The sequence below is a fragment of the Cloacibacterium normanense genome, assembly GCF_003860565.1.
In the GTDB taxonomy this organism is placed as follows: Bacteria; Bacteroidota; Bacteroidia; order Flavobacteriales; family Weeksellaceae; genus Cloacibacterium; species Cloacibacterium normanense.
Map to the genome: position 1 here is coordinate 881433 of NZ_CP034157.1, position 16830 is coordinate 898262.

The following is a 16830-nucleotide window of genomic DNA, read 5'->3' on the forward strand; positions in this document are numbered from 1 at the left end:
TTAAAAATAAATAAAAACTATATTATATGAGTAATACACAGAAAAAACCACTCTTGTCTTTCTGGCAAATCTGGAACATAAGTTTTGGTTTTTTGGGAGTGCAAATTGGTTATTCTCTTCAGAATGCGAATACCAGTAGAATTCTTTCGGCAATCGGTGCAGATGTACATCATTTAAGCTATTTTTGGTTGGCAGCTCCTCTTGCAGGACTTTTTGTACAACCTATTGTAGGTCTTTCTAGTGATAAAACTTGGACGAGATTAGGTCGTAGAATTCCATTTATTTTAGGTGGAGCAATTGTTTCTGCGTTGGCAATGTTTTTTATGCCAAATTCTGAACATTTTGCACAATTATTTCCTGCCGTTTTCTTCGGAGCGATGATGCTACTTTTCATGGACGTTTCTTTTAATGTTACCATGCAACCATTCCGCGCTTTGGTAAGTGATATGGTAGACGAATCTCAAAGAAATAAAGGATATTCTATCCAAAGTTTTTTAATTAATGTAGGAGCGGTTTTCGGTTCACTTTTACCATTTTTATTAACATGGTGGGGAATTGCAAACGAACCAGAAGCTGGTCAAAAAGTTGCACCTACTGTAATTTGGTCTTTCTATATTGGTGGAGCAGTTTTATTGGCTTCGGTTTTATGGACTTCTTTTAGAACGAAAGAATATCCGCCAGAAGAATATGCGAAATACAATAATTTAGAAGAAAAAGAAAACGAAAATCCAGAAAAAGTAAGTTTCTTTACTTTGATTAAAAATGTACCAAACGCCATGAAACAATTGGCTGTTACACAGTTTTTTTCTTGGTTTGCATTGTTTTTAATGTGGGTTTACACTACACAAGGAATTGCTCAAAATATTTGGGGAACTACAGATGCTACCTCTAATGCTTTTAACGAAGCAGGAAACTGGACCGGTGTAATCTTTGCCGCTTATAGTGTTTTTGCTGCTTTATTCTCTTTAGTGATTACTCCATTAGCCGATAAATACGGAAGAAGAAATGTTTATGTTGTTTCTCTTATTTTAGGCGGACTTGGTTTATTATCCATGCTGTTTATTAAAGACAAAAACCTATTATTCTTACCAATGATTGGAGTAGGTATAGCTTGGGCAGCTATTTTAGCATTGCCTTATGCCATTTTATCTTCTAAACTTCCAGCAAAACAAACAGGAGTTTACATGGGAATTTTTAATGCCACCATTACTATTCCACAAATTGCTGCTGGTTTATTAGGTGGAGTTTTACTTTCTGCTTTAGGCGGAACAGCTATTAACATGGTTGCTTTAGCAGGAGTTTCTATGGCAGTTGCAGGGATTGCAGCACTTTTAGTCATTAAAGAATAATCTTCTCAAAATATTCACTTCATAATCCGTCAATTTTTGGCGGATTTTTTGTTTAAATTTATCTATTTTTGTGATTTTTAACAAAAATATAGTGAATTTAATACCTTTAAAATTGTAATTTTATTAAATGTATAATAAAATTTAAAAAAGGTTGTATAGTTAAAAAAAAGTGTATAAATTTGTCTCATTAAAATTGATATGAAAAATTACTTCAATATTATTATCACTCTTATTATTGTCATTATTGGATTACAGTAGTGAGAGATGGTATGTTGAATTTTATGAAATAATTATAGAAAAAATTTGAAGCCATCCTCCAAAAAAGGATGGTTTTTTTATGTCAGATAAAAAAAATTGAGAATCAATGAAAAAGTATGATGGAAGTGTATAAAGTTTAAAAATTCTAAAAACAAAATAAAGTTTTGAAGAAAATTAAAAAAATTATCAATAATAATTAACTAAAATTACCCAAACAAAATTAAAAATGTCTAACACAGAATTAAATAAATATTCAAAAACACTCACACAAGATCCTACGCAACCCGCTACTCAAGCTCAATACTACGGAATTGGCTTTACCGAAGAAGATTTTAGCAAAGCACAAGTTGGTATTGCAAGTATGGGCTACGACGGAAATACCTGCAATATGCACCTCAATGATTTAGCAGAAATCGTAAAAGATGGTGTGAAAAAAGAAAATTTAGTAGGCTTAATGTTCCACACCATCGGAATTAGTGATGGAATGACCAACGGAACAGACGGAATGCGTTATTCTTTGGTAAGTAGAGATATTATCGCAGATTCTATAGAGGCAGTTTGCGCAGGACAATATTACGACGGCGTAATTACCGTTCCTGGTTGTGACAAAAATATGCCTGGTTCTCTTATTGCAATGGCGCGTCTTAATCGACCTTCTATTATGGTTTATGGAGGAAGTATAGAAGCTGGACATTATAAAGGAGAAGATTTAAACATTGTTTCTGCTTTTGAAGCATTAGGAAATAAATTAGCAGGTAAACTTTCAGACGAAGATTATAAAGGAATCATTAAACATTCTTGTCCAAGTGCAGGAGCTTGTGGTGGAATGTACACAGCCAATACAATGGCATCTGCAATCGAAGCTTTAGGAATGAGCTTGCCTTACTCTTCATCTTATCCTGCGTTAAGTCAAGAAAAGAAAGACGAATGTTTTTACGCAGGACATTATATAAAAATTTTGTTAGAAAAAGACATCAAACCATCTGATATAATGACGCAAAAAGCATTCGAAAATGCTTTGAGAATAATTATTGTTTTGGGTGGAAGTACCAACGCTGTTCTTCACTTTTTAGCGATTGCTAAAAGTATTGGTGTGAAATTAACGATTGATGATTTCCAGAAAATGAGTGACGAAACGCCATTTTTAGCAGATCTTAAACCAAGTGGTAAATATCTGATGCCAGATTTACACAAAGTTGGCGGAGTTCCTGCGGTAATGAAATATCTATTAGATTTAGGTTTGCTTCACGGTGATTGTATGACGGTTACTGGTAAAACGATAGCAGAAAATTTAGCATTAGTCACTTCAATTATAGAAAGAGATCAAGACATCATCAGAGATATTAAAAACCCGATTAAAGAAACAGGGCACATCAGAATTATGTACGGAAATTTGGCAGAAAGAGGATGTGTTGCAAAAATTACAGGAAAAGAGGGTGATTATTTCAAAGGAACTGCGGTGGTTTTTGACGGAGAAAAACAATTCATCAAAGGAATTGAAGACAAAAAAATAAAAGCAGGAAATGTAGTCGTTATCAAAAATGAAGGGCCAAAAGGTGCTCCCGGAATGCCAGAAATGTTGAAGCCAACTTCTGCTTTAATGGGAACTGGTTTAGGTAAAGAAGTAGCACTCATTACCGATGGTAGATTCTCTGGTGGAACTCACGGTTTCGTTGTGGGGCATATTACTCCAGAAGCTTTTTTAGGCGGATTGATTGGTTTGGTGAAAGATGGAGACGAAATAGAAATTGATGCAGAAAAAAACACCATCAATTTATTGGTTTCTGAAGAAGAAATTGCAGCGAGAAAAGCGGCTTTCGTACAACCAGATTACAAAGTAAAATTCGGGGTTTTATACAAATATGCAAAATCTGTGGCAGATGCTTCAGAAGGTTGCGTTACTGATTTATAAATTTAATAAAAATTTCAAAAAAAATAAAATGAACACACTGGAATTAAAAGGAAACAAAGAACCTGATGAGCAGAAAACTCCAGTTGAAATTTCTGGTTCTCAAGCGGTTTTAGATGCAATGATTTCCGAAGGAGTAGATACTATTTTCGGTTATCCAGGAGGCGCAATTATGCCAATTTATGATGCATTGTATGATTATAATGACAGACTGAAACATATTTTGGTTCGTCACGAACAAGGTGCTATACACGCAGCTCAAGGGTATGCCAGAAGTTCTGGTAAAACGGGTGTTGTTTTTGCAACCAGCGGACCTGGTGCTACCAATTTAGTCACAGGTTTGGCAGATGCAATGATTGATAGTAACCCAATTGTTTGTATCACAGGACAGGTTTACGCTTCGCTTTTAGGAACAGATGCTTTCCAAGAAACAGATGTGATTAATATTACCACACCAGTTACCAAATGGAATTATCAGGTTACTGATGCTTCCGAAATTCCTGAAGCTATAGCAAAAGCTTTTCATATTGCAAGCACTGGTCGTCCTGGTCCAGTTTTAGTAGATATTACCAAAAATGCTCAATTGCAATTGTTTGAATATTTAGGATACAAAAAATGCAGTCACGTAAGAAGTTACAGGCCAGAACCAGAAATAAGAAAAGAATTTGTAGAGCAAGCTGCCGAATTAATTAATAATGCTAAAAAACCTTTTGTTCTTTTCGGGCAAGGGGTGATTTTAGGACAAGCAGAAGAAGAATTCAAAAAATTTATTGAAAAAATTAATGTTCCTGCTGCTGCAACTGTAATGGGATTAAGCGCATTGCCAACTGATCATAAATTGCACGTTGGTATGCTAGGAATGCACGGGAATTACGCTCCAAATGTAATGACTAATGAATGTGATGTTCTCATTGCCATCGGAATGCGTTTTGATGATCGTGTTACAGGTAGATTAGATAAATATGCTAAACAAGCTAAAGTTATTCACTTAGATATAGACCCTGCGGAAATTGATAAAAATGTGAAAACTACCGTTCCTGTTTGGGGAAATTGTAAAAAAACAATTCCTATGCTTACAGAATTGGTGAAAGAAGCAGATCATAGTGATTGGTTAAACAAATTCCGAGAATTAGAAAAAGAAGAAATTAGAGAAGTTATTCAAGACGAATTAAATCCAACGGGAGATATAATGACGATGGGAGAAGTTATTAAAACTTTGAATGAGCTTACCAACGGAGATGCCATTATCACTACTGATGTAGGACAACACCAAATGGTAGCTTGTAGATATGCTAAGTACAATAATTCTAAGTCTAGCGTAACTTCTGGAGGATTAGGAACAATGGGATTCGGACTTCCTGCTGCAATCGGAGCTTGGTACGGAGCGCCAGAAAAAACGGTAGTTGCTATTATTGGTGACGGCGGTTTCCAAATGACTTTACAAGAATTAGGAACCATTATGCAATTTGGTGCTAAGGTTAAAATTTTAATTCTTAACAATGAATTTTTAGGAATGGTAAGACAATGGCAACAATTATTCCACGATAAGAGATATTCTTTTGTAAATATTACCAGTCCAGATTTTGTGGCTTTAGCAAAAGCATATTACATAGACGGACAAAAAATTTCTGAAAGAAAAAATTTAAAATCTGCTCTAGAAGCAATGTTAAATCACGATGGAGCTTATCTGCTAGAAGTTATGGTAGGTAAAGAAAACAATGTTTTCCCAATGGTAGCACAAGGTTCATCAGTTTCTGAAATTCGTTTAAAATAATTATCAAAATGGAAAGAAAAGAATTCACCATCACATTATATACAGAAAATTCTATTGGTTTAATCGGAAGAATTTCTGGGATTTTTTCAAGAAGAAAAATTAATATCGAAAGTTTGAATACTTCGCCGTCTGAAGCAGAAGGAATTCACCGTTTTACTTTAGTCATCCACGAAACTGAAGAGGTAGTAATGAAAATTTGTCGTCAGTTAGAAAAACAAATCGATGTTTTGAAGGCATATTTTAATACAGATGACGAAATTGTTTGGCAAGAACAAGCTCTTTATAAAGTACCAACTAGCGTAGTAGCAGAAAAGGTTTATGTAGAGAGATTACTTCGTCAGTACGGTGCTTCTACCGTAGTAATTCGTGAAGATTATATTGTTTTTGAAACAGCAGGACATCGTGAAGAAATCGATAGATTGACTGAAGAACTCAATAAGTACGGATTGATAGAATTTGTACGTGGAGCTAGAATTGCCATCATTAAAAAAAGTGCAGGTTTCCACGAAAAATTATTAGAATTTGATAATAGAGAACCTTCTAGAGCTATTGTAGAAAACGAATATCTAGACCAAAGAGACGATGTTTTTACAATGTAAATTAGATTTCAGATTTACGATTTCAGATTTGAATTTTAATCAAACAATTTCAAACTAAATCAAACAATTCAAACAAACTCAAACAAACTCAAACTAAAATAAAAGTTTTAAACAAATTAAAAAATGGGAAATTATTTCAATACACTTTCACTTCGTGAACAATTATTACAATTAGGACAAGCAGAATTTCTAGATGGTTCAGAATTTTCTGACGGTGTAGAAGCGCTTAAAGGTAAAAAAATCGTAATTGTAGGTTGTGGCGCGCAAGGTCTTAACCAAGGACTTAACCTTAGAGACAGCGGTTTAGACGTTTCTTATGCGCTAAGAAAAGAAGCCATTGAAGAAAAAAGAAGCTCTTGGAAAAATGCTACCGATAATAATTTTAACGTAGGAACGTATGAAGAACTCATTCCAACTGCCGATTTGGTGATTAATTTAACACCAGATAAACAACATACTGCGGTTATCAATGCTGTACAACCTTTAATGAAACAAGGCGCAACTTTGTCATATTCTCACGGTTTCAATATTGTAGAAGAAGGAATGCAAATTCGTAAAGATTTAACCGTAATTATGGTAGCTCCTAAATCTCCTGGTTCTGAGGTTAGAGCAGAATATGTAAGAGGTTTTGGTGTTCCTACTTTAATTGCAGTTCACCCAGAAAATGATCCTCAAGGAAAAGGTTGGGCAGAAGCTAAAGCATATTGCGCAGGAACTGGCGGTCATAAAGCTGGAGTTCTTAAATCTTCTTTCGTTGCAGAAGTAAAATCAGATTTAATGGGAGAACAAACCATTCTTTGCGGATTATTGCAAACTGGTTCTATTCTTTCTTTTGATAAAATGGTAGAAAAAGGAATTGATGCTGGTTACGCTTCTAAATTGGTTCAATATGGTGTTGAGGTAATTACAGAAGCTCTTAAACACGGCGGTGTAAGCGGAATGTTCGATAGATTGAGCAATCCAGCAAAACTAAAAGCTTTTGAAGTTTCTGAAGAATTAAAAGACATTATGCGTCCATTGTTCCAAAAACATCAAGACGATATTATGTCTGGAGAATTTTCTAAAACAATGATGGAAGATTGGGCTAACGGAGATGCAAACCTTTTAAAATGGAGAGCCGAAACTGGCGAAACAGCTTTCGAAAAAACTCCAGCTGGTGATGTGAAAATTGCAGAACAAGAATATTTCGACAATTATACATTGATGGTGGCTTTCGTAAGAGCAGGTGTAGAATTGGCTTTCGAGACAATGGTAGATGCAGGCATAAAACCAGAATCTGCTTATTATGAATCTCTTCACGAAACGCCTCTTATTGCTAATACGATTGCTCGTAAAAAATTATTCGAAATGAATAGAGTAATTTCTGATACGGCAGAATATGGTTGTTATTTGTTCGATCAAGCTTGTAAACCTTTGTTGGGAGATTTTATGAAAACTGTGGAAACAGATTTAGTAGGTAAAAACTTCAACGAAGGAAAAGACGGTTCTGTAGATAATGTTACTTTGGTTGAGGTAAACGAAATCCTTAGAAATCACCCTGTAGAAGTAGTAGGTAAAAAATTGCGTAAAGCAATGACGGCTATGAAATCTATTAAAACGGTTTAAAACTATCAATTGGAACGGGATTTAACTCGTTTCAAAAATAAAAATATTGTCACTCTGAGCGAAGTCGAAGAGGAGTCAAAACTTAAAATTGAATGTCAACCACAATTTTAGAAATCCAAAACTTAAATTTTCAATACGGTAGCAATATCGTATTGAAAAATTTAAATTGGAAAATAAATAAAGGCGAAAATTGGCAAATTGGCGGGCCAAGTGGAACAGGTAAAACGACTATAGCCAAAATAATATCCGGAGAAATTAAAAATTTTGAAGGAAACATTAAAATCAATTTTGATGAAAATTCAGAATTAAAACAAAAAGTTGTTTACGTTGCTAATTGGTATCAATTCACCAATTTAGAAGGCGATAGAAATTTTTATTATCAGCAACGTTACAACAAATTTGCAAAAAACGACACACTCACGGTTTTTGCAGAACTCAATCATTTTGCTCAAAAAGAGCAACTTGATTTTAAAAATGTAGAAAAATATTTAGAAATTTTTGATTTTCAGAATTTCAAAGAACAGCAGTTGATTGAACTTTCGAGTGGTGAGCACAAAAAACTACAGTTGGTAAAAGCTTTTTGGTTGAAACCTCAAATTTTGATTATAGATCGGCCTTACACAGGTTTAGATGTGAAATCAAGAAAAAACTTAAACCAAATTTTTGAAAATTTAACTCAAGAAGGAATTACGCTTCTCTTGATTAACAATGATGATGAAGTCCCAAGTTGTATCAACCGTTTTGCAGAAATTAAAAATGGAAGTTTTTTAGAACTCACTCATCATTCAGAAATTACCAAAGGCGAAGAAAGAATTACTAAAGAATTGCCTTATTTTCTTCAAAAACCACCAAAAACCAATGCGAGGGAAATGGTAAAATTAGAAAATGTAAATGTTTCTTATGGAGAAAAAAAAGTGTTGAAAAACATCAATTGGCAACTTAACGAAGGTGAAAGATGGCTGTTGCAAGGACCAAATGGTTCTGGAAAATCGACTTTGCTCAGTTTGTTAAACGGAGATCATCCTCAAGCTTATGCTAATGAAATCTATCTTTTTGGCAAAAAAAGAGGTTCTGGCGAAAGTATTTGGGACATCAAAGAAAAAATAGGAATTATTTCTCCAGAATTACATTGGTATTTTGATTTGAATGCGAATGTAGCACAAACCATCGCTTCAGGTTTTTTTGATTCAATGAGTTTGTATCAAAAATTGAGTTTCGAGCAACAACAAAAATTAGAACAAATTCTTCATTTTTTTGATTTAAAAGATGATAAAAATAAAAAATTAAATACACTTTCTCTAGGGAAACAAAGATTGGCACTTTTGGCAAGAACCATCGTTAAAAATCCAGAATTATTGATTTTAGACGAACCTTGTCAAGGTTTAGATGTTCAGCAAACCAAATATTTCAATAGAGTAGTAGATGATTTATGCAAAAGTGGACACACGTTGATTTATGTAGGACATTTTGAGAGCCAACTTCCCGAAAGTCTCTCCCATAAATTAATTTTAGAAAAAGGAGAAATTAAAAATGAAAAATTTCAATGAAAGAATTATGATGAAAGAACAAACACCTTATTTAACGATAGATTCTATAAACACAGCAAGAGAAAAAATTTCCACAGCCGCGAAATTAACTCCGTTACAAGAGAGTTTCCGATTGTCTAAAGTTTTTGATGCCAATATTTCTTTGAAAAGAGAAGATCTGCAACCTGTTCGTTCGTATAAATTAAGAGGAGCTTATCATAAAATTAAAAGCCTTTTCGAACAAGGGAAAACCAATGGCGGAGTAGTTTGCGCAAGTGCAGGAAATCACGCTCAAGGTGTAGCATTTGCTTGTAATGAGCTTAAAATAAATGGCGTGATTTTTATGCCAATTACCACTCCAAAACAAAAATTAGAACAAGTAGAAATGTTTGGTGGTGATTTTGTGAAAATTAAATTGGTAGGAGATACTTTTGATGCTTCTAAAAATGCCGCAATTGATTATAGCGAAAAAAATGGAGCTGCATTTATTCATCCTTTTGATGATCCTCAGATTATTGAAGGGCAAGCTACTTTAGCAATGGAAATTTTAGAACAAACCAACGAAAAGATTGATTATATTTTTGTTCCAATTGGTGGTGGTGGTTTGTTGGCAGGTATTGTTACGGTGTTTTCGGTGCTTTCTCCTGATACTAAAATTATTGGCGTAGAACCAAAAGGTGCTGCTTCTATGAGAGCGTCTATTGATGCAGGTTACAACGTAGAATTACCGAAAATCGATAAATTTGTAGATGGAGCTGCGGTACAAAAAGTAGGAGATTTAACCTTTGAAATTTGTAAAGATTACATCAGCGATTGCATTAGTGTAGATGAAGGAAAAATCTGCGAAACCATTCTAGAAATGTACAACAAAGATGCAATTGTGCTAGAACCAGCTGGTGCTTTGTCTATTTCGGCTTTAGAGCAATATCAAGAAATGATCAAAGGTAAAAATGTGGTTTGCATCGTTAGTGGAAGTAATAATGACATTACCAGAATGGAAGAAATTAAAGAAAGAGCTTTGCTTTACAAAGGCGTGAAGCATTATTTCTTGGTTAAATTTCCGCAAAGACCAGGTTCTCTTAAAGAATTTGTTTTGGATGTTTTAGGTGAAAATGATGACATTGCTTTTTTTGAATATACCAAAAAAAATTCCAGAGAAACCGCTTTAGCAACCGTTGGTATCGAACTAGCAGATGCTTCAGATTTTGAAGGATTAATCCAAAGAATGAAAGAACGTGGTTATTTCGATACGTATTTGAATGATTCGCCTAATATTCTCAATATATTAGTATAAATTAAATCCAAATCCTTTTAGAATTTCTGAAAGGATTTTTTTAGCTATTTGAAATGGTTTGATATTGTTTGATATCGTTTGAATTTGTTTGATTTCGAACTTCCAACTTCCATCTTCTAACTTCTGACTTCCTTTCTTACCTTACATCAATGTAATCAGATTCTTACCACAGTATCTTTGTACTCGTAATCAGAATAATCGCGACGATTATTTAAATTAAATTTTTAAAATGAAAACAACAGTACATACCGCAGATAGCAGAGGATTTCAAAACCACGGTTGGTTGGTTGCTAATCACAGTTTTAGCTTTGCCAATTATTACAATCCAGAAAGAGTACATTTTGGCGTTCTTAGAGTGTTGAATGACGATTTTGTAAGCGCAGGAATGGGCTTCGGAACGCATCCTCATTCTAATATGGAAATTATTACCATTCCACTTTCAGGAGAATTGCATCACAAAGATTCTATGGGAAATTTTGGAGCGATTAAGAAAGGGGAAATCCAAGTAATGAGTGCAGGAACAGGAATTCAACACAGTGAATTTAACGGAAGTAAAGAACAACCCGTAACTTTATTGCAAATTTGGGTGATTCCTAATAAAATGGGAGTAGAGCCAAGATATGACCAATTAAAAATTTCTGACAATGCCATTGATAATGAATTTCAACAGATTATTTCTCCTAATCCTAATGATGAAGGAAGTTGGATTCACCAAGACGCTTGGTTTCACTTAGGAAATTTCACCGAAAAATCTTCTAGAACTTACCAAGTCAAAAAAGAAGGAAATGGAGTTTACGTTTTCGTTATTTCAGGAAGTGTAAAAATAGGCGAAACTATTCTTGGACAAAGAGATGCTTTAGGAATTACAGAAACAGAACATTTTGATTTAGAGATAGATAATGATTCTGAAATTTTATTGATAGAAGTTCCAATGAACTTGCCTAAAATCTAAGAAAAAATAATTTAAAACACCTAAAACACATGAAAATACTAGCATTTGCAGGAAGCAATTCTTCCACGTCTATCAATAGACAATTAGTTACGTTTGTAGCACAATTTTTTACTACTCACGAAGTAGAAATATTAGATTTAAACGATTTTGAAATGCCTATTTACAGTTCAGACCGTGAAAAAGCATCAGGAATTCCTAAATTGGCTTATGATTTTACAGAAAAAATTGATCAGTCAGACTTTCTTTTGGTTTCTTTAGCAGAACACAATGGTAATTTTTCGGTAGCCATTAAAAATATAATGGATTGGGTTTCTAGGATCCCCAATCGAAAAATTTTTGGTGAAAAGCAGATGTTTTTATTGGCTACTTCTCCGGGACAAAGAGGCGGTGCAAGTGTTTTAGAAATAGCAACCAAAAGATTCCCTTTTGATGGAGCTACCGTTGTAGAAACTTTCTCTTTACCTTTCTTTTATGAAAACTTTGACTCAGAAAAAGGAATTTTAAATAATGAACTTCAAAGAGCGCTTTTAGAGAAAGTAGAAAAAATTAAATCAGAATTTTTTTAAATTTATTTGTCTTTGTTCAATAAAAAATATAATTTTGCGAAATCAAATTCCAAACAAATTGAATATTAAATCGCAACATTTTGGCTCTTGTACATTCCAAGAAATTGGGAAGCTAAAATATGCAGCAAAATAATTGAGGCCGATAATCAGAACGATTGTCGGCTTTTTTTGTATCATTTGTTTTTGATTTTCAATGCGTTTGCAGTTTGAAATAAATCTAGTAAAAACCTGAATCTTGCAGGTGAAAGTCCTGCAAGTTATTCAGAAAAAAAAACAAAAAGAAAAATGAATAATACGTATAAATCAGCTGGCGTAGACAAAGAAGAAGGCTACAAAACCGTAGACAAAATAAAATCTGCAGTAGCCGAAACGCACAATAAAAATGTACTGAACAATCTAGGAAGTTTTGGAGCTTTCTATGAAATTGGTGGCTATAAAAATCCTGTTTTGGTTTCTGGAACTGATGGAGTAGGAACCAAATTAAAAATTGCACTAGATACCAAAAAATATGATTCTATTGGTGTAGATTGTTTCGCAATGTGTGCCAATGATATTCTGTGTCATGGTGCAAAGCCTTTATTTTTCTTAGATTATTTAGCTTGCGGAAAACTAGATGCAGATGTAGCAGCAGAAATTGTTCTAGGAATGGTAAATGCTTGCAAAGACAATGAGTGCGCATTAATTGGTGGCGAAACTGCAGAAATGCCAGGAATGTATCAACCAGGAGATTATGATGTGGCTGGTTTCTGCGTAGGAATTGTAGAAAAAGACCAAATTATTGATGGTTCTAAAATAAAAACGGGTGATAAAATCATCGCTTTACCAAGTTCTGGTTTTCACAGCAATGGTTTCTCATTGGTAAGAAAAATTTTCCCAAATTTTGAAGAAGAATTCGAAGGAAAACCTCTTTACGAAACACTTTTAGTTCCTACGAAACTCTATTACAAAGACGTTTTCAAACTGAAAGAAAATGTAGAAATTTCAGGAATTGCTCATATTACAGGTGGCGGTTTAATCGAAAACGTTCCAAGAATTATTCCAAATGGATTATGTGCGAAAATTGACACTTCTAAAATCCAAATTCCAAACGTAATGTTAGAATTAGAAAAACGTGGAAACATCGAAAGAATGGAGATGTTTGGTACTTTTAACATGGGAGTAGGAATGGTTGTAGTAGTAGATGAAAGTCTTGCCGAAAAAGCACTTTCTTTAATCGAAGACGCTTATTTAGTAGGCGAAATCGTAGAAAACGAAGAGAAAATTCAATTAATATAGAAACGAGATTTTAGATAAGAGATATCAGACAAAAATCTGAAATCTGAAATCTGAAATCTGAAATCTAACATGAAAAATATTACAGTTTTAGTTTCGGGTTCTGGTAGCAATTTACAGCGCATCATTGACTGTATTGATAATGGAGAAATTCCCAATACAAAAGTCAATTTGGTGGTTGCAGACAGAGATTGCTATGCTTTAGAAAGAGCCGAAAATCATCAAATTCCGAATCAACTTATCAAAAGAGGAAAAGATTTCTCTGAAAACTTAGAAAAACTTTTGCCCGAAAATACAGATTTGATTGTATTAGCTGGTTTTCTATCGATTCTAAGTAAAGAATTTTGCGAAAAATACAACGGAAAAATCATCAATATTCATCCTGCTTTATTGCCAAAATTCGGTGGAAAAGGAATGTGGGGACATCACGTTCACGAAGCGGTAATTGCAGCCCAAGAAAAAGAAAGTGGCGCAACTGTCCATTTTGTAACTTCTGGAATTGATGAAGGCGAAATTATTCTTCAAGGAAAATTTGAAATTGCAGAAAATGAAACTCCAGAAACTTTAGCACAGAAAGTGCATCAAATCGAGTACGAGATTTTCCCGAAAGCGATTGATTTGGTTTTAAATAAAAGAGTTCCATAGGAACGACATATTTTACAGAATTGGAATTCATTCCAATGATTTAATAAAAAAAGTATAAATAAAAATGAAAAAACGAGCATTAATCAGTGTCTCCAACAAAAGCAATCTTATTGATTTTGCCAAATTTTTAGAATCTAAAAATTACGAACTCATTTCTACGGGTGGAACCTTCAAACATCTTAAAGAAGCTGGACTTAACCCAATTCAGATTGATGAAGTGACCAATTTTCCTGAAATGTTAGACGGAAGAGTAAAAACCCTTCATCCAAAAGTTCATGGTGGACTTCTTGCGGTTCGTGATAATGAAGAACACATGAAAACCGTTCAGGAACATGGAATAGAACTGATTGATATGGTAATTGTAAACCTTTATCCGTTTTTCGAAAATGTAAATAAAGAAATTTCATTAGAAGAAAAAGTAGAATTCATCGATATTGGTGGACCATCAATGCTTCGTTCTGCAGCTAAAAATTTCGCTTCTGTGACTGTGGTTACCGATGTGGAAGATTATGCTAAAGTTCAACAAGAAATTTCTGAAAACGGGGATACTACAATTGAAACTCGTAAAAAATTGGCAGGTAAAGTTTTCAACTTAACTTCTGCTTATGATGCGGCAATTTCTCAAATGTTGTTGAATGAAGAATATCCTGAATATTTACAGGCTTCTTACCAAAAAGTTTCTGATTTAAGATATGGCGAAAATCCTCATCAATCTGCAGCGTATTACGTTTCTACCACTGAAAACGGTGCGATGAAAGATTTCGAGATTTTAGGAGGCAAAGAACTGTCTTTCAATAATTTGAGAGATATGGATTTATGTTGGAAAGTGGTGAATGAATTCAAAGATGAAATGGCTTGTTGTGCCGTAAAACATTCTACACCTTGTGGAGTTGCCATCGGAAATTCTGCTTTAGAAACGTATACCAAAACTTTCGAATGTGACCCGATTTCTATTTTCGGGGGAATCATCGGAATGAATTACAAAGTAGATGCTGCAACTGCGGAAGAATTGAATAAAACTTTCCTTGAAATTGTAATGGCAACTGATTTTGATGAAGAGGCGCTAGAAATTTTGAGAAAGAAGAAAAATCTTAGAATTATAAAAGTCAAAAATCCAGTTTCAGACAAAAAAACTTGGGTGAAAATAGATGGTGGAATTTTGGTTCAAGATGTAGATGACCAATTTTCTACAGATTTTAAAGTAGTTACAGAAATCCAACCAACAGAACAACAAGAAAAAGCACTTCTATTTGCTCAAAGAGTGGTGAAATATGTAAAATCAAACGCTATAGTAGTTTCAAACGGAATTCAAGCTTTCGGAATTGGAGGCGGTCAAGTGAATAGAATTTGGGCTACAGAACAAGCGATTTCTAGAGCTAAGGAAAAATTCAGCGGCGATTTAGTTTTGGCTTCAGATGCATTTTTCCCATTCAGAGATGTAGTAGATTTCTGTGCTAAAGAAGGAATTACAGCGATTGTACAACCTGGCGGTTCTGTAAAAGATGAAGATTCTATTGCAGCCGCTAATGAACATAAAATTCCAATGATGTTCACAGGAATGAGACATTTCCTACACTAATTAAAAATTGAAGAATTAAAAAATTAATTTTGACTTAAAATCAAACAAATTCGTAAATTTGATAAAATCAATATACCAAATACTAACATACCAAATACCAAATACAAAAAATGAAAGTATTAATAATAGGAAACGGAGGTAGAGAATCTGCTATTGCAAAAAAATTATCAGAAGATAAAAGAATCAGTCAAATGTTTTTTGCAAAAGGCAATGCTACAACAGAAAATTTAGGTAAAAACTTACCTTATGACAGTGTAGCAGAGTTAAGAGATTTTGCTCTTAGAGAAAAAATAGATTTCACATTCGTAGGTCCAGAATTACCTTTAGTTAATGGTATTGTAGACGAATTTCAGAAACATAATCTCAAAATTTTTGGTCCTACAAAACGTGCCGCAGATTTAGAAGGAAGCAAAGCTTTTTCTAAAAAATTTATGCAAGATTATGGTATCAGAACAGCCAAAGCTGCTATTTTTGATTCTTATGTAGAAGCAGACCAATATATCCAAAATCATTCTTATCCTTTGGTGATTAAAGCAAGTGGTTTAGCAAGCGGAAAAGGAGTAGTTATTTGTGAAGACAAAGAAACTGCGCATCACACTTTGCACCAATTCATGATTGAAAGAATTTATGGAGATGCTGGAATAAAAGTTGTCGTTGAAGAGTTTTTACAAGGTTTCGAAGCGTCTATTATTGCTTTTTGGAATGGCGAAAAAGCTTTTCCATGTGTTTCTGCCAAAGATTATAAGAAAGTAGGAAACGGAAATACTGGCGCAAATACTGGTGGAATGGGAACTGTAGCTCCAAGTCCAGAATTTACGGCAGAGCATTTAGCAGATTTTAATAAAAATATTTTAGAACCTACCGTTAAAGGAATTAAAGACAAAGCACTTGATTTTGTAGGGATTATATTTTTTGGCGTTTTGGTACAAGATAATCAATGTTATTTGTTAGAATATAACATGAGATTTGGCGATCCAGAAACGCAAGTCATCATGGCACTTTTAGAAAATAATTTGCTGGATGTTATCCATGACTGTATCGAAGGAAAAGATTTAGATTTACAGTTTTCAGACAAGAAGGCGATTTGTCTCGTGATGTGTTCTGGCGGTTATCCTGGGAATTTTGAAATCGGTTACGAAATCCAAGGTTTAGACAAGGTGAAACACAGTAATGTTCTCTTTGCAGGAGCAGAGCAAATTGCAGGAAAAGTGGTCACCAATTCTGGTAGAGTGCTAAATGTAGTTGCAACTGGCGATACTTACGAAGAAGCCCGCGAAAAAGTCTATGAAGATGCTAAAACACTTCATTTCGACTACGCATTTTACAGAGAAGATATCGGAAAATTTTAATAAAATGAGGGAATTTTCCCTCAATTTTTTTAGGAGCTAACCCTGCTTTTCGCACTCGCTTTTTTAGAAATTTTTGCCTGATAAATCATCTAGAAATTTCTAAAAAGAGCTCAGACAAATGCTTCAATCAGGGCTAGTTACGCTTAGAAATAA

At 34.0% G+C, this 16830-nt stretch carries 13 protein-coding genes; all 13 read left to right on the forward strand.

Annotated elements, in window-relative coordinates:
• The first annotated feature begins 26 nt into the window (after nt 1–26).
• The 13 genes from EB819_RS04060 to purD all read left to right on the forward strand — a co-directional run bounded on the left by EB819_RS04060 (nt 27) and on the right by purD (nt 16677).
• Nucleotides 27–1349 carry an MFS transporter gene (locus tag EB819_RS04060; RefSeq protein WP_069798266.1) on the forward strand — a complete coding sequence of 441 codons (1323 nt, stop codon included), beginning with the start codon at nt 27–29 and terminating at the stop codon, nt 1347–1349.
• A gap of 484 nt (nt 1350–1833) precedes the next feature.
• Nucleotides 1834–3519 (forward strand): dihydroxy-acid dehydratase, encoded by a 1686-nt coding sequence (ilvD, locus tag EB819_RS04065; protein ID WP_069798268.1) that lies wholly within the window; start codon nt 1834–1836, stop codon nt 3517–3519.
• Nucleotides 3520–3547: 28 nt separating this feature from the next.
• Nucleotides 3548–5290, forward strand: coding sequence for a biosynthetic-type acetolactate synthase large subunit (ilvB, locus tag EB819_RS04070; protein ID WP_069798496.1), 1743 nt, complete (start codon nt 3548–3550; stop codon nt 5288–5290).
• 8 nt (nt 5291–5298) lie between these two features.
• A complete protein-coding gene (gene ilvN, locus EB819_RS04075) occupies nt 5299–5889 on the forward strand; it encodes an acetolactate synthase small subunit (protein ID WP_069798270.1) in 591 nt (196 codons plus the stop codon).
• Between the two features lie 123 nt (nt 5890–6012).
• Nucleotides 6013–7494 carry a ketol-acid reductoisomerase gene (gene ilvC, locus EB819_RS04080; RefSeq protein ID WP_069798272.1) on the forward strand — a complete coding sequence of 494 codons (1482 nt, stop codon included), beginning with the start codon at nt 6013–6015 and terminating at the stop codon, nt 7492–7494.
• A 92-nt stretch (nt 7495–7586) separates the two neighbouring features.
• On the forward strand, nt 7587–9041 hold the full coding sequence (locus tag EB819_RS04085) for an ATP-binding cassette domain-containing protein (RefSeq protein WP_069798274.1): 1455 nt from the start codon (nt 7587–7589) through the stop codon (nt 9039–9041).
• Nucleotides 9025–10314 carry a threonine ammonia-lyase IlvA gene (gene ilvA / locus EB819_RS04090; RefSeq protein WP_245993219.1) on the forward strand — a complete coding sequence of 430 codons (1290 nt, stop codon included), beginning with the start codon at nt 9025–9027 and terminating at the stop codon, nt 10312–10314. The genes EB819_RS04085 and ilvA overlap by 17 nt, the downstream gene beginning before the upstream one ends.
• A gap of 229 nt (nt 10315–10543) precedes the next feature.
• Nucleotides 10544–11266: a pirin family protein gene (locus EB819_RS04095; protein WP_069798276.1), complete on the forward strand. Its 723-nt coding sequence runs from the start codon at nt 10544–10546 to the stop codon at nt 11264–11266.
• A 29-nt stretch (nt 11267–11295) separates the two neighbouring features.
• Nucleotides 11296–11832, forward strand: coding sequence for an NADPH-dependent FMN reductase (locus EB819_RS04100; protein WP_069798278.1), 537 nt, complete (start codon nt 11296–11298; stop codon nt 11830–11832).
• A 285-nt stretch (nt 11833–12117) separates the two neighbouring features.
• Nucleotides 12118–13107: a phosphoribosylformylglycinamidine cyclo-ligase gene (gene purM / locus EB819_RS04105; protein ID WP_069798280.1), complete on the forward strand. Its 990-nt coding sequence runs from the start codon at nt 12118–12120 to the stop codon at nt 13105–13107.
• 69 nt (nt 13108–13176) lie between these two features.
• Nucleotides 13177–13749, forward strand: coding sequence for a phosphoribosylglycinamide formyltransferase (gene purN / locus EB819_RS04110; RefSeq protein ID WP_069798282.1), 573 nt, complete (start codon nt 13177–13179; stop codon nt 13747–13749).
• A gap of 64 nt (nt 13750–13813) precedes the next feature.
• Complete coding sequence (gene purH / locus EB819_RS04115) at nt 13814–15328, forward strand: bifunctional phosphoribosylaminoimidazolecarboxamide formyltransferase/IMP cyclohydrolase (RefSeq protein ID WP_069798284.1); 1515 nt, start codon at nt 13814–13816, stop codon at nt 15326–15328.
• A 110-nt stretch (nt 15329–15438) separates the two neighbouring features.
• Nucleotides 15439–16677 (forward strand): phosphoribosylamine--glycine ligase, encoded by a 1239-nt coding sequence (gene purD, locus EB819_RS04120; protein ID WP_069798286.1) that lies wholly within the window; start codon nt 15439–15441, stop codon nt 16675–16677.
• The last annotated feature ends 153 nt before the right edge of the window (nt 16678–16830 follow it).